At 64.2% G+C, this 18826-nt stretch carries 19 protein-coding genes, 1 tRNA gene and 1 pseudogene; 11 read left to right on the top strand and 10 right to left on the bottom strand.

Translation table 11 applies throughout. The features are described from left to right. Nucleotides 1–2 precede the first annotated feature (2 nt). Both ctaD and coxB read right to left on the bottom strand, forming a co-directional pair. A complete protein-coding gene (gene ctaD / locus ACS0VV_RS02955; RefSeq protein ID WP_483531240.1) occupies nt 3–1727 on the bottom strand; it encodes a cytochrome c oxidase subunit I in 1725 nt (574 codons plus the stop codon). Between the two features lie 57 nt (nt 1728–1784). Then, nucleotides 1785–2831 carry a cytochrome c oxidase subunit II gene (gene coxB, locus ACS0VV_RS02950; protein WP_483531239.1) on the bottom strand — a complete coding sequence of 349 codons (1047 nt, stop codon included), beginning with the start codon at nt 2829–2831 and terminating at the stop codon, nt 1785–1787. A gap of 202 nt (nt 2832–3033) precedes the next feature. On the opposite strand from coxB, the gene pyrE reads away from it, so the two are divergent. From pyrE to ruvX, 8 genes are read left to right on the top strand one after another with little or no spacing between them, the layout of a single operon-like run. Continuing rightward, a complete protein-coding gene (pyrE, locus tag ACS0VV_RS02945; protein WP_483531238.1) occupies nt 3034–3615 on the top strand; it encodes an orotate phosphoribosyltransferase in 582 nt (193 codons plus the stop codon). Between the two features lie 2 nt (nt 3616–3617). Continuing rightward, nucleotides 3618–4826 (top strand): serine hydrolase domain-containing protein, encoded by a 1209-nt coding sequence (locus ACS0VV_RS02940; protein ID WP_483531237.1) that lies wholly within the window; start codon nt 3618–3620, stop codon nt 4824–4826. Beyond that, complete coding sequence (locus tag ACS0VV_RS02935) at nt 4823–5578, top strand: pyridoxine 5'-phosphate synthase (RefSeq protein ID WP_483531236.1); 756 nt, start codon at nt 4823–4825, stop codon at nt 5576–5578. The genes ACS0VV_RS02940 and ACS0VV_RS02935 overlap by 4 nt, the downstream gene beginning before the upstream one ends. Next, nucleotides 5575–5979, top strand: a complete 405-nt coding sequence (acpS, locus tag ACS0VV_RS02930; protein ID WP_483531235.1) for a holo-ACP synthase — start codon at nt 5575–5577, stop codon at nt 5977–5979. Before ACS0VV_RS02935 ends, acpS begins: the two co-directional genes overlap by 4 nt. 16 nt (nt 5980–5995) lie before the next feature. Next, nucleotides 5996–6868: a signal peptidase I gene (gene lepB / locus ACS0VV_RS02925; protein WP_483531234.1), complete on the top strand. Its 873-nt coding sequence runs from the start codon at nt 5996–5998 to the stop codon at nt 6866–6868. Beyond that, nucleotides 6865–8004 (top strand): AI-2E family transporter, encoded by a 1140-nt coding sequence (locus tag ACS0VV_RS02920; protein ID WP_483531233.1) that lies wholly within the window; start codon nt 6865–6867, stop codon nt 8002–8004. Before lepB ends, ACS0VV_RS02920 begins: the two co-directional genes overlap by 4 nt. Beyond that, nucleotides 7943–9166: a DUF3089 domain-containing protein gene (locus ACS0VV_RS02915; RefSeq protein WP_483531232.1), complete on the top strand. Its 1224-nt coding sequence runs from the start codon at nt 7943–7945 to the stop codon at nt 9164–9166. The genes ACS0VV_RS02920 and ACS0VV_RS02915 overlap by 62 nt, the downstream gene beginning before the upstream one ends. Further along, nucleotides 9145–9627, top strand: a complete 483-nt coding sequence (gene ruvX, locus ACS0VV_RS02910; RefSeq protein WP_483531231.1) for a Holliday junction resolvase RuvX — start codon at nt 9145–9147, stop codon at nt 9625–9627. Before ACS0VV_RS02915 ends, ruvX begins: the two co-directional genes overlap by 22 nt. Here ruvX and ACS0VV_RS02905 read toward each other — a convergent pair. The 7 genes from ACS0VV_RS02905 to argH all read right to left on the bottom strand — a co-directional run bounded on the left by ACS0VV_RS02905 (nt 9624) and on the right by argH (nt 15665). Beyond that, nucleotides 9624–10523 (bottom strand): transposase, encoded by a 900-nt coding sequence (locus ACS0VV_RS02905; protein ID WP_483531230.1) that lies wholly within the window; start codon nt 10521–10523, stop codon nt 9624–9626. The genes ruvX and ACS0VV_RS02905 overlap by 4 nt on opposite strands. Next, on the bottom strand, nt 10511–11485 hold the full coding sequence (locus ACS0VV_RS02900; protein WP_483531229.1) for a hypothetical protein: 975 nt from the start codon (nt 11483–11485) through the stop codon (nt 10511–10513). Before ACS0VV_RS02900 ends, ACS0VV_RS02905 begins: the two co-directional genes overlap by 13 nt. A gap of 18 nt (nt 11486–11503) precedes the next feature. Then, nucleotides 11504–11692, bottom strand: coding sequence for a hypothetical protein (locus ACS0VV_RS02895; protein ID WP_483531228.1), 189 nt, complete (start codon nt 11690–11692; stop codon nt 11504–11506). A gap of 104 nt (nt 11693–11796) precedes the next feature. After that, nucleotides 11797–12585 (bottom strand): precorrin-2 dehydrogenase/sirohydrochlorin ferrochelatase family protein, encoded by a 789-nt coding sequence (locus ACS0VV_RS02890; RefSeq protein ID WP_483531227.1) that lies wholly within the window; start codon nt 12583–12585, stop codon nt 11797–11799. Beyond that, entirely contained in the window at nt 12585–13847 is a 1263-nt protein-coding gene (gene lysA / locus ACS0VV_RS02885) for a diaminopimelate decarboxylase (protein ID WP_483531226.1), read from the bottom strand. Before lysA ends, ACS0VV_RS02890 begins: the two co-directional genes overlap by 1 nt. 202 nt (nt 13848–14049) lie before the next feature. Next, nucleotides 14050–14292, bottom strand: coding sequence for an LPS translocon maturation chaperone LptM (gene lptM, locus ACS0VV_RS02880; protein WP_483531225.1), 243 nt, complete (start codon nt 14290–14292; stop codon nt 14050–14052). Further along, nucleotides 14289–15665: an argininosuccinate lyase gene (gene argH, locus ACS0VV_RS02875; RefSeq protein ID WP_483531224.1), complete on the bottom strand. Its 1377-nt coding sequence runs from the start codon at nt 15663–15665 to the stop codon at nt 14289–14291. Before argH ends, lptM begins: the two co-directional genes overlap by 4 nt. Here argH and ACS0VV_RS02870 point away from each other — a divergent pair. Further along, nucleotides 15625–16179, top strand: a pseudogene (locus ACS0VV_RS02870) (TlpA family protein disulfide reductase); the annotation flags it as partial. The gene argH and the pseudogene ACS0VV_RS02870 sit on opposite strands and share 41 nt — an antisense overlap. Nucleotides 16180–16217: 38 nt before the next feature. Here the strand turns inward: ACS0VV_RS02870 and ACS0VV_RS02865 are convergent. Further along, nucleotides 16218–17516, bottom strand: a complete 1299-nt coding sequence (locus ACS0VV_RS02865) for an FAD-dependent oxidoreductase (RefSeq protein ID WP_483531223.1) — start codon at nt 17514–17516, stop codon at nt 16218–16220. A 73-nt stretch (nt 17517–17589) separates the two neighbouring features. On the opposite strand from ACS0VV_RS02865, the gene ACS0VV_RS02860 reads away from it, so the two are divergent. Both ACS0VV_RS02860 and ACS0VV_RS02855 read left to right on the top strand, forming a co-directional pair. Further along, nucleotides 17590–17665: transfer RNA gene (locus ACS0VV_RS02860), tRNA-Val, on the top strand. Nucleotides 17666–17768: 103 nt separating this feature from the next. Continuing rightward, on the top strand, nt 17769–18755 hold the full coding sequence (locus tag ACS0VV_RS02855) for an asparaginase (RefSeq protein WP_483531222.1): 987 nt from the start codon (nt 17769–17771) through the stop codon (nt 18753–18755). Nucleotides 18756–18826 lie beyond the last annotated feature (71 nt).

Genomic DNA, 18826 nt, shown 5'->3' with positions numbered 1-18826 from the left:
CTTTACGCGGTCGCCGGCTTCGCACTGATGTGGTCGTTCGAGCTGTGGTGGTCTTCGATCACCGGCAGCGTTTCGAACTGGTGGAACGGCGGCGGGCTCGACAGGCTCCATTCGAGCGTCGTGGCGCCTTCGCCCCAGTAATTGCCTTCGGCACGGCGACCCGCGACCAGTGCGTAGCCGATGTTCACAAAGAAGATCAGCATCGAACCGGCCATGATCAGATAGCCATAGCTGGCGATCTCGTTCCAATGGGTAAATGCGGCGTTATAGTCGGGGTAGCGACGCGCCATGCCCTGGATGCCGAGGAAGTGCATCGGGAAGAAGATCACGTTCACGCCGATGAAGAACGTCCAGAAGTGCAGGTGGCTGAGGAACTCGCTGTGCCAGCGGCCGCTCATCTTCGGGAACCAGTAGTAGAAGCCCGCGAAGATCGAGAACACCGCACCCATCGACAGCACGTAGTGGAAGTGCGCGACCACGTAATAGCTGTCGTGCAGATTGTCGTCGATGCCGCCATTGGCCAGCACCACGCCCGTCACACCGCCAACGGTGAACAGGAAGATGAAGCCCATCGCCCAGACCATCGGCGACTTGAAGGTGATCGAGCCGCCCCACATGGTCGCAATCCAGCTGAAGATCTTGATGCCCGTCGGCACCGCGATCACCATGGTGGCAGCGGTGAAATACATCTTCACATTCACGCTGAGGCCGACCGTATACATATGGTGCGCCCACACGATGAAGCCGACCACGCCGATGGCAACCATGGCGTAGGCCATGCCGAGATAGCCGAACACTGGCTTGCGGCTGAAGGTTGCCACGATCTGCGAAATCATGCCGAAGCCCGGCAGGATCATGATGTAGACTTCGGGGTGGCCGAAGAACCAGAACAGGTGCTGGTAAAGCACCGGATCACCGCCACCGGCAGCGTTGAAGAAGGTCGTGCCGAAATTGCGGTCGGTCAGCAGCATGGTAATGGCAGCAGCCAGCACCGGTAGCGCGAGCAACAGCAGGAAGGCGGTAACCAGCACCGACCACACGAAGAGCGGCATCTTGTGCAGGGTCATGCCCGGCGCGCGCATGTTGAAAATGGTGGTGATGAAGTTTGTCGCGCCAAGGATCGAGCCCGCGCCCGCAAGGTGCAGCGAGAAGATCGCGAAGTCGACCGCGGGGCCTTCGGAGCCGGTGGTCGAGAGCGGCGCATAGACCGTCCAGCCCACACCCGCGCCCAGCGCGCCGCCTGCGGCACCCGGAACGAAGAGCGAGAACAGCAGCGAGATGAAGCCTGCGACCGTCAACCAGAACGAGATGTTGTTCATGCGGGGGAAGGCCATATCCGGCGCGCCGATCATCAGCGGGACGAACCAGTTGCCGAAACCGCCGATCATCGCGGGCATGACCATGAAGAACACCATGATCAGGCCGTGCGCCGTGATCAGCACGTTCCACATATGGCCCTGTTTGTCGAAAGACGATCCGTCGCCGCCCATGATATCGACGAGTTGGCCCATGATCTGAAGGCCCGGCTCGGCCAGTTCCCAGCGCATAAGACCGGAAATCGCACCACCGATAATCCCCGCGATGATCGCGAAGATCAGATACAGAGTGCCGATATCCTTGTGGTTGGTCGACATGAACCAGCGGGCGAAGAATCCCGGCTTGTGATCAGCGTGCGAATGCGCGTGATCGTCGTGGTGGGCTTCAAAACCTTCGGCAGTAGTAGCCATGATGATCGGACCTTGCTTTGTATTTCGTCGTCGTAATTCGGTTCGGGGCGCGGGAGCTTACTCGGCTGCCGCCTCTGCGGTTTCCGCTTCAGCTTCAGCCGCAACTTCGTCAGCCGCCGGAGCCGGAGCTGCCGCAGCCGCCGCTTCGGCAGCGATCTGGTCAACCGTCTGGCCGCCCTGCGCCTGCACCCAGGCGTTGTAATCTTCCATGCTGCGCGCTTCGATGGCGAGCGGCATATAGCCGTGGCGCGAACCGCACAGTTCCATGCACTGGCCGTAATAAATGCCCTCTTCCTCGATCACCAGCATCCGCTCGTTAATGCGGCCCGGCACGGCGTCGAGCTTGAACCACAGCGAAGGGACGGCGAAAGAGTGGATCACATCCGCGCCATAGGTCTGGATGCGCAGCGGCACGCCCACGGGAACGACCATGCGGTTATCAACCGCCAGCTGGAACGGCTCGCCTGCGGTCAGCGCGTCTTCTTCCGACAGCATATTCGAAATGACTTCGAAGCCACCATTGTCGACATATTCATAGCCCCAATACCACTGGTAGCCATTGGCCTTGATGGTGATGGCATCTTCCGGCGGGGTTTCATACTGGCGCGCCAGCAGCGTGATCGAGGGGACGGCGATCACCACCAGAATGATGACCGGGACCACCGTCCAGATGACTTCGATCAGCGTGTTGTGGCTGGTCTTCGACGGCACCGGATTGGCGCTGCGGCGATAGCGAACAATAACCCACAGCAGCAGGCCGAGCACGAACAGGCTGATAACGGTGATGATCGGCATCAGCAGATAGTTGTGCATTTCGTAGGCGAACTGCCCGTCTTCGGTGAATTGCGGCTGGAAATCGATGCCACCGGCTTCGGGCTGACCCTTGATCATGTCGGAGCCGAAGTGCTCGAAAGCGGGCGCTTCCGCCGCCGCTGCCGCTTCATCGGCAGGCACAGCTTCGGTCGCGGTCGTGGTTTCCACAACCGCTTCCTCCACCACGGCATCTTGAGCCGTAGCGAGCGCAGGCGCTGCAATCATCGAAAACGCTGCCAGCATCATAGCGAGCTTTTGCAGCGAGGTGCGGGCGATATCGCCGAACGTCATACCAATAGTCTTCCCATTATCGTCCCCGGGCAACTGCATGAGCAAGCGGCCCGCACACGGTCGGACTAGTACCGTGTTTCGCGCGCCTATACGCATGGTTGCTCCACGTCTCAAGCGGCTCTAGGGACTTTTTTCGACAGGGTCTATGCGGCCCTTTGTCCCAGCTTGGCAAAGTCACGAAAAGGCAGGAGCTTTCGGCATTATGACAACGGACGAGGTTCTCGCCGAATTCCGCGCATCGGGCGCATTGCTGGAAGGGCATTTCAAGCTCTCTTCCGGACGGCATAGCGGGCATTACCTGCAATGCGCCCGCGTGCTAATGAACCCGCACCGCGCCGCCAAGCTGGCCGAAGCATTGGCCGCGAAGATACCGGGAGAGATCATCGATTCGCTCGACGCCGTGGTGTCGCCCGCGATGGGCGGGCTGATTATCGGCCACGAAATGGGCCGCGCCTTGCATCTCGACGCGATGTTCCTCGAACGGCCCGACGGCGTGTTCCACCTGCGGCGCGGTTTCTCCCTGCCCGAAGGCGCGAAAGTGCTGATGGTGGAGGACGTGGTGACCACCGGCCTCTCCAGCCGCGAAGCGATTGCCGCCGTGGCGCGCGAAGGCGGCGAAGTGCTGGCCGAAGTGGCTTTGGTCGACCGCTCGAACGGCTCTGCCGATCTGGGCGTGCCCTTCTTCCCGCTGATCGACATCGACTTCCCGACCTATGCGGAGGACGAAGTGCCCGACGAACTGGCCGCGATAGAGATTACGAAGCCGGGGAGCCGGAAAGCGTGATCTTGTTTCGCCATCTCTGCCCCGCGCTGCTGGCGGTTGCCCAGCCAGCGATGGCGCAGGATGGCGAAGCGCCAACACCTCCCGTGCAGGAAAGCTGCATGAGCCTGATCCGGGGATGGCCGATAACGGTGGAGGACTCCATCGCTGCGGAGCGCTGCCAACTGGCAAGGCGCCCCCCGGCGACGGGCGAATATGCCGAAGATCTGGACGCGCTTTCGGTGCTGCAATCAGAATTGACGGTTGTCGCCCTCCGCCACCGGTACTGGAGCGAAATCACCGTCGGTGTCCGCGCGACACGCAATGGTGTGTGGTTGCAAGGGCAGAACGCCTTTATGGTTAGCGCGGGCAGCGAGCGGCGGCGTCAAGTGTGGGCGTCTGTCACCAAGCAGATCGTCGCGACCATGGTCATGCAACAGGTCGAGGCCAACCGCCTCGCGCTCGACGCCTTTGTCACCAGCTACCTGATTCTGCCCGCAGCCGGAGACCAGCGACCACCCACGATCCGCCAGTTGCTCCAGCACCAGTCGGGCCTTCGCAATCCCGAAGGCGATAGCAATGACACGTCATTCTACACCGCCGACATGAGCGACGAGGAACGGAACAACTGGTGCCTGGGCGAACGCGGCGAAGTCCTTGCGGACCGGTGGGAATACAACAATTGTGATTACATCGTGCTCGGCGCAGTGCTGGAGGCGGTAAACGGGCAGGATTTCGAAGAGCTGTTCGCGCAGCGGATCGCCGGGCCAAGCCGTATGGAAGGCGCGCAATTGTGGCGCAGCGATGACGTGATGGATTGGCCGGGCGCAGGTGAACCGCCGGAACCCGATGGGCTTGCCGGTTATGGCACTTCGGCGGCGCTCGTCGGGCGGTCTGCTGACCTCGGAAGATTTTCCAGTGCCCTGCTCGATGGCAGGCTGCTGGGCGAAGAAGCGCTTGCCGAAATGTGGGAGGGCGATCCCGCGCTTGGTTTCATGGCGCTTGGGCAATGGAGCTATTCGGCACCGCTTTCCGGATGTGTTGAACCGGTGCGTATCGTCGAACGGCGGGGCGGCATCGGCCGTTATCACACGCTCAACATCATCCTTCCCGACCTTGAAAGGTTTCTGGTTTTGACCAATGACACAGAAGGCACCGATTTCGGCACCATATGGGCCGGTGAGGGGCTGGCTTTCGAAATGGTATCTGTTCTTGCCTGCGGTGCGAGCGGATGATCCACACGCTTCGCCCCTCCCCACTGCGCCTCGGCGTCAACATCGATCACGTCGCCACCATCCGCAATGCGCGCGGCGGGGATCATCCCGATCCGGTGCGCGCGGCGCAGATTGTCGCGAAATGCGGCGGCGACGGGATTACCGCGCATCTGCGCGAAGACCGGCGGCATATCCGCGATGACGATCTGAAGCGCATCCAGGATGCGACCGATCTGCCGCTCAATCTGGAAATGGCGGCGACGCAGGAAATGCTCGCCATCGCCCTCGCGCACAGGCCGCACGCCGCCTGCATCGTCCCCGAAAAGCGCGAGGAGCGCACCACCGAGGGCGGGCTGGACGCGGCGGGGCTGGACAATCACCTGACCTCTATTGTCGGCCCGTTGCAGGATGCGGGCATTCGCGTCTCGCTGTTCATCGAGGCGAGCGAGCGGCAGTTGGATGCGGCGCTGCGATTGGGCGTTCCCGTGGTCGAATTCCACACCGGCGAATATGCCCATGCAGGCCTCGACGGTGATAACGAGAAAGTCGTGCGCGAATTGAAACGGATCGCCGATATGGCCGCGCTCGCCGCGAAGAACGGGATCGAACCCCACGCGGGCCACGGGCTCACCTACGAGAATGTGCAGCCCATCGCCGCCATCCCGCAGCTCGCCGAGCTCAATATCGGGCACTATCTGATCGGCGAAGCGATTTTCGACGGGCTGGAGCCTGCGTTGCTGAAGATGCGCGAATTGATGGATCTGGCGCGGTGATCATCGGCCTCGGCTCCGACCTGTGCAACATCGAGCGCATCCAAGCCTCGCTCGACCGTTGGGGTGACCGCTTCAAGCAGCGCACCTTCACCGATGTCGAAAATGCCAAGGCGGCAAAGCGTCCGCACACGCAGGCGGGCACCTATGCCAAGCGTTTCGCGGCGAAGGAGGCGTTCTCCAAAGCGGTCGGCACCGGCTTCAAGCGCGGCGTTTACATGAAAGACATTGGCGTCGTGAATGCCCCTTCCGGTGCGCCCACGCTTGCGCTAACGGGCGGCGCGAAGGAACGGCTCGACGCGCTTACCCCGCCGGGGCACCGCGTCACCGTTCATCTCACTCTCACCGACGATCACCCATGGGCGCAGGCTTTCGTGATACTTGAAGCCCTCCCCATCGATTAGAAATGCCCCCTCGCGCATGAGCGATAACAAGAGCCAAGACGAGAAAGTGAACTGGTGGGCCGAATTGCGCGGCCTGGCCCTGATGCTGCTCGCCGTGCTGGTGTTCCACACCTTCGTCGCCAAGCCGTTCTACATACCCAGCGCCAGCATGGTGCCCAACCTGCTGGTGGGTGACCGGCTGATCGTGTCGAAATATCCCTATGGCTGGAGCTGGGTTTCGGCGACCTTCCGCGTCTTCCCGCGCGATGACTGGCGCATCGCCCCCGCCGCGCCCGAATATGGCGATGTGGTGATCCTCGTCCCGCCCGATAGCGAGCAGGACTATATCAAGCGCGTCGTCGCGCTGCCGGGCGATACCATTGCGCTGGTGGACGGGCGGATCATCCTCAATGGCGAGATGGTGCCGCGCGAAGTCGAAGTGCCCGTGCGGCTCAGCACCGAAAACGACAATCTGTGCGAAGGGACGCCCTGCCTGTCCGCATTCGAGCCCTATCGCGTCACGCTGGAAGACGGCAACCAGGTGTACGAGCCGCCGACCTACCGCGAAACGCTGCCCAATGGCGCGAGCTATCTGATAATCGACCATACCGAACAGTTCCTTGACAATATGGCGCCGGTGACGGTGCCCGACGGCCATGTTTTCCTGATGGGCGACAACCGTGACCATTCGGCGGACAGCCGCGCGCCGGCGGGCTTCGGCCAGTTGGGGCTCGGCGGGCCGGTGCCACTCGCCGATGTTGGCGGGCGGGCGGAATTCATCACCTTCTCGCTCGACGGTTCGTCGACCTATAATCCGCTCACCTGGTGGGATGCCTTGCGCGGCGAGCGCGCTTGGCGCAGTCTGCGACCCGAATTGCGCGGACAGCCAGGCGAAGGAAGCACCGAGTGAGCGGCAAACCGTCCAAGGCCGACAAGGACAGTGACGCCCCGATGGGGGCCAGCCCCGCGCGCATCAGCAATCCCGAATTGCGCATGGAGTTCGCCAAGGCGCTGATCTGGATGGGCGTGATCGGGCTCTCGCTGCTCGCGGTCTACATCTCGCAAAGCCTGCTGGTGATCTTCGGTGCGATGGTGTTCGCGACGATGATCGATGGCGGTGCGCGCCTGCTTGGCCGCGTGCTGCCCATCGGGCGCGGTATGCGCATTGCGATTGTCCTTTTGTCGCTGGTCGGGTTTCTGGTCTGGCTGAGCCTGTTTGCGGGCACGCAAATTTCGCGGCAGGCGGCTGAATTTCCGGCGATCGTTAGCGAACAGTTCTTCACCTTCATCGAATGGCTGCGCGAACAGGGCTTTGCGATCAACCAGGACAATGCGGAAACCATCATCAATCAGGTGATGTCGGGCGCGGGCCTAATCACCAGCGCGATTGGCGGCGTTTTCGGCGCGCTCACCACATTGGTGATTATCCTCATCATCGGCATTTATGTCGCCGCCGAACCGCGCCTTTACGAACGCGGCGTCGCGTGGATCTTGCCCAAAACCCAGCGCGCCGACTTCCACGTCACGGTGGAGCGGATGGGTTACACGATGCGGCGGCTGATGTTCGGGCGGCTGGTGGGCATGGTGTTCGAAGGCGTGTTCACTTACGCGATGCTGGTGGGCTACGGCCTTGTAACCGGCGATGAAATTCCGATGGCCGCGCTGCTCGCCATCCTCACCGGCCTGCTGGCTTTCGTCCCCAATATCGGTGCGCTGGTATCGGGTGCGCTGATGGTGCTGGTAGGCTTTAGCGGCGGTATGGAGATGGGGCTCTACACGATCATCGTCTATTTGCTCGTGCAGAATATCGACGGCTATTTCGTCATCCCCATGATCGCCCGAAAGACGGTCGACCTTGCGCCCGCACTGGTGCTCGGATTCCAGCTTGTGATGGGCATATTGTTCGGCATTCTCGGCCTGTTTCTGGCCGATCCGCTGCTCGCCATGATCAAGGTCGCGCTGGAACAAAGAGCCGCGGCAAACGATGCACAGGATGAAGCCCGGCGGCAAAGCCGGATACCCTATATGGAGAATAACCCTGCGTAAGTTTCTCTACACGATCGTTATCCTTACGGTGCTGGTGGTGGCCGGGCTGTTCGGCCTGCGCGTTTTCGGTGACGAGCTGACCGAAGTGGCGCTGGTGCCCGACTCCGAATTCGTCGAGCAGGCGCCGCTTGACGTGAACGCCTATCAGGACCCCGCCATGTGGTTCAGCCGCCCCGGCATGGGCGCGGGCAATGATCCGGCGCGCTGGCAGCCCGCGTTTCGTGTCGAGGAAGAAGCCGTTGGCGATCCGGCAGACGGCGCACCGGATACAGCCGCAAGCGATGGTGATGCACCGCGCTTTGCCGTTTTCTTCGTCCACCCGACCAGCTTTTTCGATGCGCGGCAGTGGAACGCGCCGCTTGATGACGAGGATTCGCAGAACCGCGCGCGGCTGATGGTGCGTGGCCTCGCCAGCGCGTTCAATCAGGCGAGCGAGATCTGGGTGCCGCGTTACCGGCAGGCGACCTTTGGCGCGTTCATCACCGATATGCCGGAATCCCAACAAGCGCTCGACGCCGCTTATCAGGACGTGTCCGACGCGTTCGATTTCTTCATCGATTCGGTGCCCGCCGATATGCCCATCGTCCTCGCGGGGCACAGCCAGGGCGGCTATCACGTGACACGGCTTCTTGCCGAAAGAGTGGCGGGCACGGAACTGCAAAGCCGCATCGCCATGGCCTATCCCATCGGCTGGCCGATCAGTGTGGAGCATGATTTGCCCAGCCTCGGCCTTCCCGCCTGCGCCACGCCCGACCAGTCGGCCTGCGTCTTCGGCTATGCCAGCTTTGCCGAGCCTGCCGAACCGGGCCTGTTCCTGCGCCGCTATTCACAAGTGCCCGGCATCGACGGGGAGCCGCGCGGCGAAAGCCCGATTCTCTGCGTCAATCCGCTGACCGGCACGATCAATGACAGCGCCGGCGTCGAGCGCAATATGGGAACGCTGGTGCCCAATAACGATCTGTCCGCCGGAGAGCTGGTCGCCCGTGCTGTGCCTGCAAGCTGCGCCGAAAACGGTCTGCTGCTGATCGGCGATCCGCCGGAGCTTGGGCAATATGTGCTGCCGGGCAACAATTATCACGCTTATGACATCCCGTTGTTCTGGCAAAACGTGCAGAATGATGTCGTGAACCGGGTGCGCGCGTGGCAAGCCAGCCGCTCCTGACCGAGAACGCCGCCGAGTTCGCCGGGGCGCTGCCCGAGGGCGGCGTGCTGCTGGGGCTTGATCTTGGCACCAAGACCATCGGCACTGCGCTGTGCGACGCCGGATGGAGCTTTGCCACGGCGGGCAAAACGCTACCCAAAGGCAAGTTCGGACGCGACAAGGCCGCGCTTGAAGAAATCGTGCAGGCACGCAGCGTTGCCGGTGTCGTCATCGGCCTGCCGCTCAATATGGATGGCAGTTCCGGCCCGCGAGCGCAGGCGAGCCGCAGCTTTGCGCGCAACCTGCTGGTGCTGGGCCTTCCCGTGCTCCTGTGGGACGAACGCTGGTCAACCGCCAGCGCCGAGCGCGACCTGATCGCGCAGGATTTCAGCCGCGCCAAACGCGCCGAGCGGATCGACAGCCACGCAGCGGCGATCATCCTGCAGGGCGCGATTGACCGGCTGGCGGGCGGGATACTCTAAGCGGCCGCAAGCACCCGCCGTCGCCGCACCGCCTCGCCTGCCACCAGCCTGCTGCCCGAAGCCTCCGCACGCCGCCACAGGGCATCGCGCTCTTCCACGCCAAGTACGCCGGCCTGCGCTTCCAGCGCCACCAGCCGCATCCGGTCGCTGGGGTGCGACCCGGCGAAGTGCTGCGCCAGATCGCGCGCCTCTCCGCCCCCCAGCCCGACAGCCACGCGCAGAAACGTCTCGCTCCCGCCCGCGCTGATAACGCCTGAAATCTCGTCGCGCTCGACATCGAAACGGTACTGGTCGAGCCAGCCCTGCGCGCCGCCTGCGTGCATGATGTTGAGCGAGACCGAGAGGCTTTGCGGCGGCAATTGCGAATGCACATCGCGGTGCGCGCGGTAGTGCATCAGCTTGCCCGGCGTCAGCGTGGATCGCTCGATAAAGCGCAGGCCCGCCTTCTCGCCGACAATGCCCGCGACGCTCTCGTAATCATATTCGTAGTAATCGCTCGCATAGCCGGGGCCGAAATAGCCCACGGTGAGAAAGTCGAAATTGTGATCGTGCGGCAAGTGGTAGCTGAAGGCCGAATGCCCGCTGGCGCGGAACATATGTTCGTCCTCGCCCGGCCAGAAATTGGCGCGCATATAGAATTCGCTGCCGAGCGTGGAGAGCATCACCACTTGCGGGCCGTAATCGCTCGCATCCTCCGCCGCCTTGATCCCGCGCTTCAGCTCGTCAACCAGCATATCGCCGAGGAAATCACGGTTATTGCCGAGCTTCCTAAGCCAGCCCGCCGCGCCGAGCAGGCTCTCCTCCTCCCACGGGTGGAAGCCTTGCGCATAGAGCGCGTCAATACAGGCACCCAGCTCGCAGCTGGCGGTGTCGGGACAGTCGATTACACGGGGCATTGGCGGGCCTCCAGATCTGCGAGTTGGGGATGGGTTTCGAGCAGTTGCGCGCGCAGGGCTCCGGCATTGGCGGCGAGCGGATCACCGCTGCGCCGGGCGAGCGTGAGCAACGCGGTGAAGCCTTCCCGCGTGTCGAGCGCGATGCACTCGCGCAGGGCCTGCCAGCGCAGCGACGGGTCACCCTCACCCAATGCGGTGCGTGCGATTTCGGGGACGGCATCCTTGCGGCCCATGCGGCCGAGCAGTGCGATGATCGCTTCCTGCCGGCTGGTGGCGATGGTGGCGGCGCTTTGCAGCAGCAGCTCGCCGCTGGCAGCCGAATATTCGCGGCTGGGTGCAGGCGAAACATTGGCGCGCAGCAGGCGCAGCATGACGACGCGGCGCGTGACGCGATCTGTCACGAACGCTTCGGTGGAACAGTCGAAGGCGAAGCGTCCGCCGGGGGCAAGTGGCTCGGTCTCCTCGGCAAACGCCATCCGTCCGCCCCCGCCCGCAGCAGGCCAAGCGCGCACGATCCGCGCTGCGCCTTCGCCTGCCAGCACCGCATCGAAGCGGGTGGCGTCGGTGTATTTGTAGCTCGCTTGCCGGAAGTTCCCCGGCTCGCGGCTTTGGAGCATGATCTGCGCGCGGCCCGAGCGGGCGAGCAGGATCGTGCCCGCACTGCCGTTGAAACCGTTGCGGAAGGGCGGGTGGCCGATGGGATTGGCGGCAAGCGCGGCGCAATAATGCTGGCTGAGCAGCGCCATCAGCCGCTCGGCCTCGCCCTGCCCGGTGAACACCGCTGCCAATTGCGGGCAGTCGCTCAGCGGAGCGCCATCCCCGTATCGCTCCAGCTCGGCCATGGTCTGCGCCGCGCCCGGCTCCGCCCGCCACGCATTGCGCGCAGCTTCCATCGCGCTCTGGGCCTGACGCTGCGGAGCCCTGTCGCTCCGCAGCGCCGCGATGAACGGATGCACATCCATCGGAAACCCGCCGGCCGTCTAGAACAGGCCGCCGCTGGGCGGGGCGCTGTCATAGACCAGCGTGGCCAACACTATGATGGTATCGTCAGGGCCGGGCAGGCCGGGGCCGGGATCGGTCGGCGATGTCGGATCGGCGATCGAGCCAAACATTCCGGTCAGCGTTCCAAGGTCGGGCAGGCTGGACAGGTCAATCTTGGGGAATTTCATCCTGTTATCCTTTTCGCACAAGCGCCCGACACGATTGACGGGCTGCGCAAAGGAGTGCCGCAGCGGCGGCGAAGGATGAAATTAAACTCTTGTAATCACTGACATTATTGACCCAACTCAAAGCGGAGAATGACGGTAAGCCCTTGAGAATCAGCCCTTGCCTCATCCGGCAGAAGCCGCTGCGCATCGGCGCGGGCGCGTTGCAGGATGGCGGCGGGCACAGCCGCATCGGCGATCACGACATCCGCACTGCCGAGCAGCCGCGCTTGCCGCAGGGTAAGGTCTTCGGGATCGGTGCTGGTGAGCGTGAAACTGTGCGTTTCAGCAGGTTCCACCGCCTCGGCAGCGTCGAGCCATTCCTCCACCCGCGCCCCGCCGCCCGCGCGCAGGGGATCAAGCACCCCGCCTTCGCCCAGCGCCGCATCGAGTGCGCGGCGGCGCTCCGCCATCACCGGAAAGCGAGCCTTGATCGCTTCGCGCATCGTGAATAGACGGTCGGCCAGCGTGCCGAGATCGGCGGGCAGCAGCTTTTCGAGCCGCAGCCGCAATTGCTTCGCCAGCCCGGCAGATGCGCCGCCCGTGCCTACGGCGACCAGCACCGGATCGCGGTCGAGTATGCTCGGCGTGGTAAAGTCGCACAGGTCGGGCCGGTCGACGACATTCACCAGCATTCCCGCACAGCGCAGGCGGATCGCGTCCGCCTCGCACATCGCCGCATCCTCATGCGCGACGAAAGCCAGCCGCGCGCCCTCGTCGATCGCTTGCTGCATATCGGTGACGATGCGCCCGCCCGCCCGCGCCACCAGCCGCGCCTTGGGCTCCGCCATCCCGCCTTCGCCCAGCACCAGCACCGGCTGACCAGCAATCGCATGGAAGAGCGGCAATTGCTGCATCAGGTGAGGAAGTCCGGCACGCGCTCGGCATCGGCGATGCTGCCGGGCAGGATGCGGTCGGCGACCACGGCATAATCGCTGCCGTCGACCATAACTTCGGCAACAAAACCGCGCGAATTGTAACTGCTCGCCATGGTCGCGCCATAGGCTCCGGCGGTGCGGAAAATCGCGAGATCGCCGGATACGAGCGCGTCCGTCTCGCGGTCGGTGGCGAAGGTATCGCCCGTTTCGCAAATCGGGCCGACGATATTGGCGGTCATCCGCTCACCCGTGGGCCGCACGGCGGTAAATCCGTGATAGGCGCCATAGAGCGCAGGCCGCGCCAGATCGTTCATCGCCGCATCGACAATCACGAAAGGATTGTTGAGCCCGCGCTTCACGCGGATCACGCGGGTCAGCAGCACGCCCGCATTGCCAGCGATCACACGCCCGGGCTCGAACATCAGTGTCACGTCCCAGCCCTTGGTGACGCGGGCGACCATCGCGCCATACTCCGCCGGAGACGGGGTGCGCTCGTCCGGCCTGTAGGGCACGCCAATCCCGCCGCCCAAATCCATATGGGTGATGGTGTGCCCCTCGCTGCGCAGCCGTGCGAGCATATCACCCAGCTTGCCGAAAGCGGTTTCGAGCGGGGTGAGGTCGGACAATTGGCTGCCGATATGCACAGCCAGCCCGCGCAGTTCGATGCCGGGAAGCGCCGAAAGCTCGGCAAACAGTTCGGGCGCATGGCCGATGGGCACGCCGAATTTGTTGTCCGCCTTGCCGGTGGAAATCTTGTCATGCGTGCCCGCATCGACATCGGGGTTCACGCGGAGCGCACAGCGCGCCACTTGTCCGCGCGATGCAGCGATAGCAGCAAGCTCGCGACCTTCCTCGCCCGATTCGATGTTGAACTGGCCGATCCCCGCGTCCAGCCCCTGCACCAGCTCTGCACCGGTTTTGCCGACGCCGGAAAAGACGATGTCCTCCGCTGGCATTCCGGCCAGCAACGCGCGTGCCAGCTCGCCGCCCGAGACCACGTCCGCGCCATAGCCTTCATTGGCCAGCAGGCGCAGCACGGCGAGATTGGGATTGGCCTTTACCGCAAAGGCGAGATGCGGCGGCTTCTCCAGCCCGTCCAACCCTGCGCGGAAAACCCGCGCATGGCGTTCAAACGTGGCGCGCGAATAGACATAGACGGGCGTGCCCACTTCCTCCGCGATGCGCGACAGCGGCACGTTTTCGGCGTGAAGTTCGCCGTCTCTGATTGCGAAATGATCCATCGCGGCCCCTCATGGCGGCGAAGGGGCGTGTAGTCGAGACAGTTATTCTTGCCATCGCTCAACGCTACTAATCCAGACCGCCCTGAGCTTGTCGGAAGCGAAGCTGGCCATAGGCCTACGGCTGTCTTTCTCTTCTGACGCTTCACTCGAAGTAAAAGCAGTCCTTCGACAAGCTCAGGACATTCGGATCTTGGTTTCCGATCTAACCTTCAGGCGGCAGATCGAACGGATCGTCCTCGCGTTCCTCGCTTTCGCGGCGCAGTTCGACATTGCGGTCGGGCGCGGCTTGCGGTTCGGTTTTGAGCAGTTCTTCCGCCGTCAGTGGCTCGGTCGCGCCATAGGGCGGCGGCGGGAGGCTCTCGCCAGCGAGCGGCTGCAAGGGCGCACGCTGGCCGCAGGCGGTAAGCGCCAGTGCGATCAGGAAGGCAACAGCTATGCGTTTCATCGCTCGATCTCCAAACCGGCCTTCGCCTCGGCAATGCGGGCGCGCACCTGATCGGGCGCGGTGCCGCCATAGGAATTGCGCGCCGCCACCGATGCCTCAACCGACAGCGCCCTATACACGCGATCATCAATCCGCGCATCAATCGCCTGCAATTCGTCGAGCGAGAGTTCGTCCAGGGCAACGCCCTTGCGCTCGGCCAGCTTCACCGCCGCACCGGTGATGTGGTGCGCCTCGCGGAAGGGAATATCGGCCTCGCGCACCAGCCAGTCGGCCAGATCGGTGGCGGTGGCGTAGCCGAGTTCCGCCGCCTGCCGCATCCGTTCGGTGCGGAAATCCGCGCCGTCCACCATCCCCGTCATCGCGGCGATGCACAGGGTGAGCAGATCGGCGGCTTCGAACACCGGCGGCTTGTCGTCCTGCATATCCTTTGAATAGGCGAGCGGAAGGCCCTTCATCGTCATCATCAGCGCCATCTGGCAGCCAACGATCCGCCCCGCATGGCCACGCACCAGTTCGGCGGCATCAGGGTTTTTCTTTTGCGGCATGATCGACGAACCGGTGCTGAGCGTATCGGGCATCCGCACAAAGCCGAAAGGCTGGCTGGCCCAGATCACAAATTCCTCCGCCAAACGCGACAGATGCAGCGCGCACTGGCTCGCGGCAGCGAGGAAATCCAAGGCAAAGTCACGGTCGCTCACCGCATCAAGGCTGTTTTTCGTCGGCGCGGCAAAGCCCAAAGCCTGCGCGGTCATTTCGCGGTCGATGGGAAAACCCGTCCCCGCCAAGGCCGCGCTGCCGAGCGGACACTGGTTCACCCGCGCCCGCGCATCGGCAAAGCGCGCCACATCGCGGCCTACCATCTCGTAATAGGCCATCAGGTGATGCCCCAAGGTCACCGGCTGCGCGGTTTGCAGATGGGTGAATCCGGGCATAATGCTGTCCGCGTGCTCTTCCGCGCGCAGCACCAGCGCGCGCTGCAAAGCCGCCAGCCCGTCCATCAGCGCATCAATCGTATCGCGCACCCACAGGCGGAAATCGGTCGCCACCTGATCGTTGCGGCTGCGCGCCGTGTGCAGGCGACCGGCCGCCGGGCCGATGAGTTCGGCGAGCCGCGCTTCGGTCGTCATGTGGATGTCTTCGAGATCCCAGTCCTCCGGCACCCCGTCACGCTCATATTCGCCCGCAATCGTCTCCAGCCCGGCGATGATCGCCTGCGCATCGGCGTCGCTCACGATATCGCAGGCGGCGAGCATGGCGACATGGGCGCAGCTTGCCGCTATATCCTGTTTCCACAGACGTTTATCGAAGGGGATCGATGCGTTAATCTCGCGCATGATAGCAGAGGGGCCCTCGGCAAATCGGCCGCCCCACATTGCATTGCCCGAAGGGGTGTTGGAGGAGTTATCCGTGGCCAAATCGCGCCTTTCCTGTCTCGCCTGTGCCGCGCTTTTCGCAATAGCGCTGGGCGGCTGCGATAGTGGCGCGGGCGGCGCGGCGCAAGGCGATGACGCGGCAGAGGACGCGGTATCGCTCGACGGCCTGCTCGACCGCAGCTTTACCGGCGAGCCGATCCCGGCGGTCACGGTGACCGATCTGGAGGGGCAGACGCTCGATCTGGCGAGCCTGCAAGAACCCGTGCTGGTCAATCTCTGGGCGACATGGTGCGCCCCCTGCATTGCCGAAATGCCGCTGCTCGACGATCTCGCTGCCGATCTGGACGGGCAGGTGCGGGTGCTGACGATCAGCCAGGATCTGCGCGGGGCGGAAGTGGTGGGGCCGTTCTTCGCCGGGCGATCCTTCACCCATTTGCCCGGCTGGATGGACCAGCCCAACGATCTTGCCATGGCCTATGGCGGCGGGGCGGTGCTGCCGCTGACCATCCTCTACGATGCCAATGGCAATGAAGTGTGGCGGGTTATCGGCGCCTATGACTGGAGCACGGCGGACGCGCGCGAGGAGGTGCTCGAAGCGCTCACCCCCGTCACCCCGTCGCCGCGGGTCGAGCCTTCGGGTGATGTCGGGCCGATAATCCGCGAAAATTCGGGCACTTTCACCCCGAGGGAAACGAGCCCCGCCCCCGCCAGCCCGGCGACCAGATAGGCTTTCAGCCGCGGCCCCGGCGCGATGCGCGAGGCGGGTGCCATAAAGTGGTCGCGGAAAATCGCGGGCCACACCGAAGCCGACTGGAAGGGCGGGGTGAAGCCCCAGGTCAGCCATTGGTAGAGCAAGACATGCGACTTGCGCAGGCCGAGATAGGTCTGCTGCACTACCTCCACCGTATCCGAGCGCTCGATCGCCCGCGCCAGCCCGACCGCGTCGAGCAGCGCCATGTTCGCCCCTTGTCCCAGCTGCGGGCTCGCCGCGTGCCAGCTATCACCGATATGCACGATGCCCGGCGCGGTCGCGCGCTTGGTGGTGCGGTGGGCGTAGCGGGCGAAAGTCAGCTGCTCGGGCTCGGTGAGCTGCGCGGTGACCGGCGCGAGCTGCGGCCAGAGCGCCAGCACCTCGGCCCGAAACGCCGCCATGCCGCGCGTGAGCCAGCCCTCATATTCATCGCCGCGTAAAGACCAGAAGAAGGCCGCCTTGCCCTCCCCCAGCGGCAGCAGGCCGACCATGCGGTCCGCGCGCTCGTAACGCTGTTCGAGCAGGCGCGGATTGAACCCTGCATCCTGCGGCCAGTCGACCGTCGCCCATAACGCGCCGAAGGGCAATTCAGCCTTGAGCGGCGGGACAAGGGTGGAGCGCACGCCGAGCGAATCGACCACCAGATCGTGCGGGGGCGAGGGTTCGCCTTGCGCAAAGGTCAGGCGCGCCTGCGGCCCACGCAATTGCAGGCCGGTGACTTCGCACCCCGTGCGCACCGTAATCCCGCTCGCCAGCACCGCATCATAGAGCACCCCGAACAGGCTGGCGCGGTGGATGCCGAGGCCGACCACGTGCGGCACGCCCAGATCGGCATAGGCGGCTTCGAGCACCGGCTCGCCTTCGGTGTTGAGGCCGAGCAGCCCGTCCACCGGTGCGCCTTTGCGACAGACCTCTTCCGCCAGTCCCAGCGCATCGAGCACCGCCATGCCTGTGGGCTGCACCATCAAGCCGGACCCAAGCGGTTGCGGCTCCGCAAACCGCTCATACAGCGTGACGCGGTGGCCCTGACGGTGCAGCAGCAACGCGGCGGCGAGGCCGGAAATCCCGCAACCGGCAATGCCAATATCCATTTCGTGCATTTTCGGCCCTTCCCACCCTGTCAACCTTACGCTAAGGCGCGCCCGCTATGTTGCATAGCACACCCGCTTTTGGGGGCGATTAGCTCAGTTGGTAGAGCATCTCGTTTACACCGAGAGGGTCGGCAGTTCGAGCCTGTCATCGCCCACCAGCGTTTCGCACGCGAAGATGTCCGGAGGACATCTTCGGGCGAAACGCTCCCGAGCAAAGCGAAGGGTGCGCTGCGCCTTCGGGAAGGACAAGAACCAACCCTGATGCAAAGCCGCTCCCCCTCCATCCTCGTCCTCGCCACCGGCGGCACGATTGCGGGCCAGGCCGGCTCTGCTACCCGCGCGGATTACCGCCCCGGGCAGATCGACATCGCCGATTTCCTTGCCGACTTCCGCGACCTTGGCGTCGAGGCGGAGCTGGTCGGGCGACAAGTGGCGGCGATTGATTCGGCGGACATTACCTTCACCATCTGGCGCGAGCTTCATGCGGCCTGCATGGCGGCGATGGACGATCCGGACTGCGCGGGCGTGATCATCACCCACGGCACCGATACGGCAGAGGAGACCGCCTTCCTGATCGACCTGACCTTGCCCACGACCAAGCCCGTCGTCTTGGTGGGCGCGATGCGGCCTGCCGATGCGGTGGGGAGCGACGGCTTACGCAATTTCGCCAATGCGGTGCAGGTCGCCGCGCATCCCGAAGCTGCCGGTCGCGGTGTGCTGCTGGTTATGGGCGACACGGTGCTGAGCGCACGCGATGCCCGCAAGGCGCGCACTGGCGGCACCAATGCCTTTGCCGGATTTCCGCGGGGGCCGGTGGCGCTCGCGACGCCATCCGCGCTCGACTGGCTCTCGCCGCCATGGCGGGTGGAAGAAGCCGCGCGCTTCCCCTTCCCCGCCGCGCTGCCGCCGGTGCCGATCCTGCACGCCTTTGCCGGCATGGACGCGGGAAGCGTCGCGGCGGCGCTGGCGAGCGGCGCGCAAGGCATCGTGCTGGCGGGCTTTGGCGCGGGCAATATGCCGCAAGTGGTGCGCGAGGCGCTGGCGGAAGCGGTCGCGGGCGGCGTTCCCGTTGTGCGAGCCACGCGAGTTGACGAAGGTCTGGTCGATCCCGAACCCGGCGATGCGCAAAGCGGTTTCATCGCCGCGCGCGCGCTCGGCCCCGCCAAAGCGCGGATTTTGCTGCAAGTGCTGGTCGCGAGCGGGGTGAGCGGTCAGGCGGAGGCGCAGGCCGCGTTTGACAGGCGTTAGTCTGGTTTAACTTCCGAAGCCCAGGTCACACCCGAGAACATAATTCCAAATCCCGACTGCCCTGAGCCTGT

It is taken from the genome of Aurantiacibacter sp. KMU-128, from assembly GCF_056933515.1.
Note: the sequence above shows the minus strand (reverse complement) of the source record. Positions and strands in the feature narration are given on the sequence as shown.

Coding starts and splice junctions, on each gene's coding strand:
- lepB (WP_483531234.1), top strand. CDS start 5,996: ATGAGCGATAACAAGAGCCAAGACGAGAAAGTGAACTGGTGGGCCGAA.
- argH (WP_483531224.1), bottom strand. CDS start 15,665: ATGTGGGGCGGCCGATTTGCCGAGGGCCCCTCTGCTATCATGCGCGAG.
- coxB (WP_483531239.1), bottom strand. CDS start 2,831: ATGACGTTCGGCGATATCGCCCGCACCTCGCTGCAAAAGCTCGCTATG.
- ACS0VV_RS02890 (WP_483531227.1), bottom strand. CDS start 12,585: ATGCAGCAATTGCCGCTCTTCCATGCGATTGCTGGTCAGCCGGTGCTG.
- lptM (WP_483531225.1), bottom strand. CDS start 14,292: ATGAAACGCATAGCTGTTGCCTTCCTGATCGCACTGGCGCTTACCGCC.
- lysA (WP_483531226.1), bottom strand. CDS start 13,847: ATGGATCATTTCGCAATCAGAGACGGCGAACTTCACGCCGAAAACGTG.
- ACS0VV_RS02915 (WP_483531232.1), top strand. CDS start 7,943: ATGCACAGGATGAAGCCCGGCGGCAAAGCCGGATACCCTATATGGAGA.
- ACS0VV_RS02935 (WP_483531236.1), top strand. CDS start 4,823: ATGATCCACACGCTTCGCCCCTCCCCACTGCGCCTCGGCGTCAACATC.
- pyrE (WP_483531238.1), top strand. CDS start 3,034: ATGACAACGGACGAGGTTCTCGCCGAATTCCGCGCATCGGGCGCATTG.
- ACS0VV_RS02900 (WP_483531229.1), bottom strand. CDS start 11,485: ATGGATGTGCATCCGTTCATCGCGGCGCTGCGGAGCGACAGGGCTCCG.
- ctaD (WP_483531240.1), bottom strand. CDS start 1,727: ATGGCTACTACTGCCGAAGGTTTTGAAGCCCACCACGACGATCACGCG.
- ACS0VV_RS02855 (WP_483531222.1), top strand. CDS start 17,769: ATGCAAAGCCGCTCCCCCTCCATCCTCGTCCTCGCCACCGGCGGCACG.
- ACS0VV_RS02895 (WP_483531228.1), bottom strand. CDS start 11,692: ATGAAATTCCCCAAGATTGACCTGTCCAGCCTGCCCGACCTTGGAACG.
- ACS0VV_RS02865 (WP_483531223.1), bottom strand. CDS start 17,516: ATGCACGAAATGGATATTGGCATTGCCGGTTGCGGGATTTCCGGCCTC.
- ACS0VV_RS02905 (WP_483531230.1), bottom strand. CDS start 10,523: ATGCCCCGTGTAATCGACTGTCCCGACACCGCCAGCTGCGAGCTGGGT.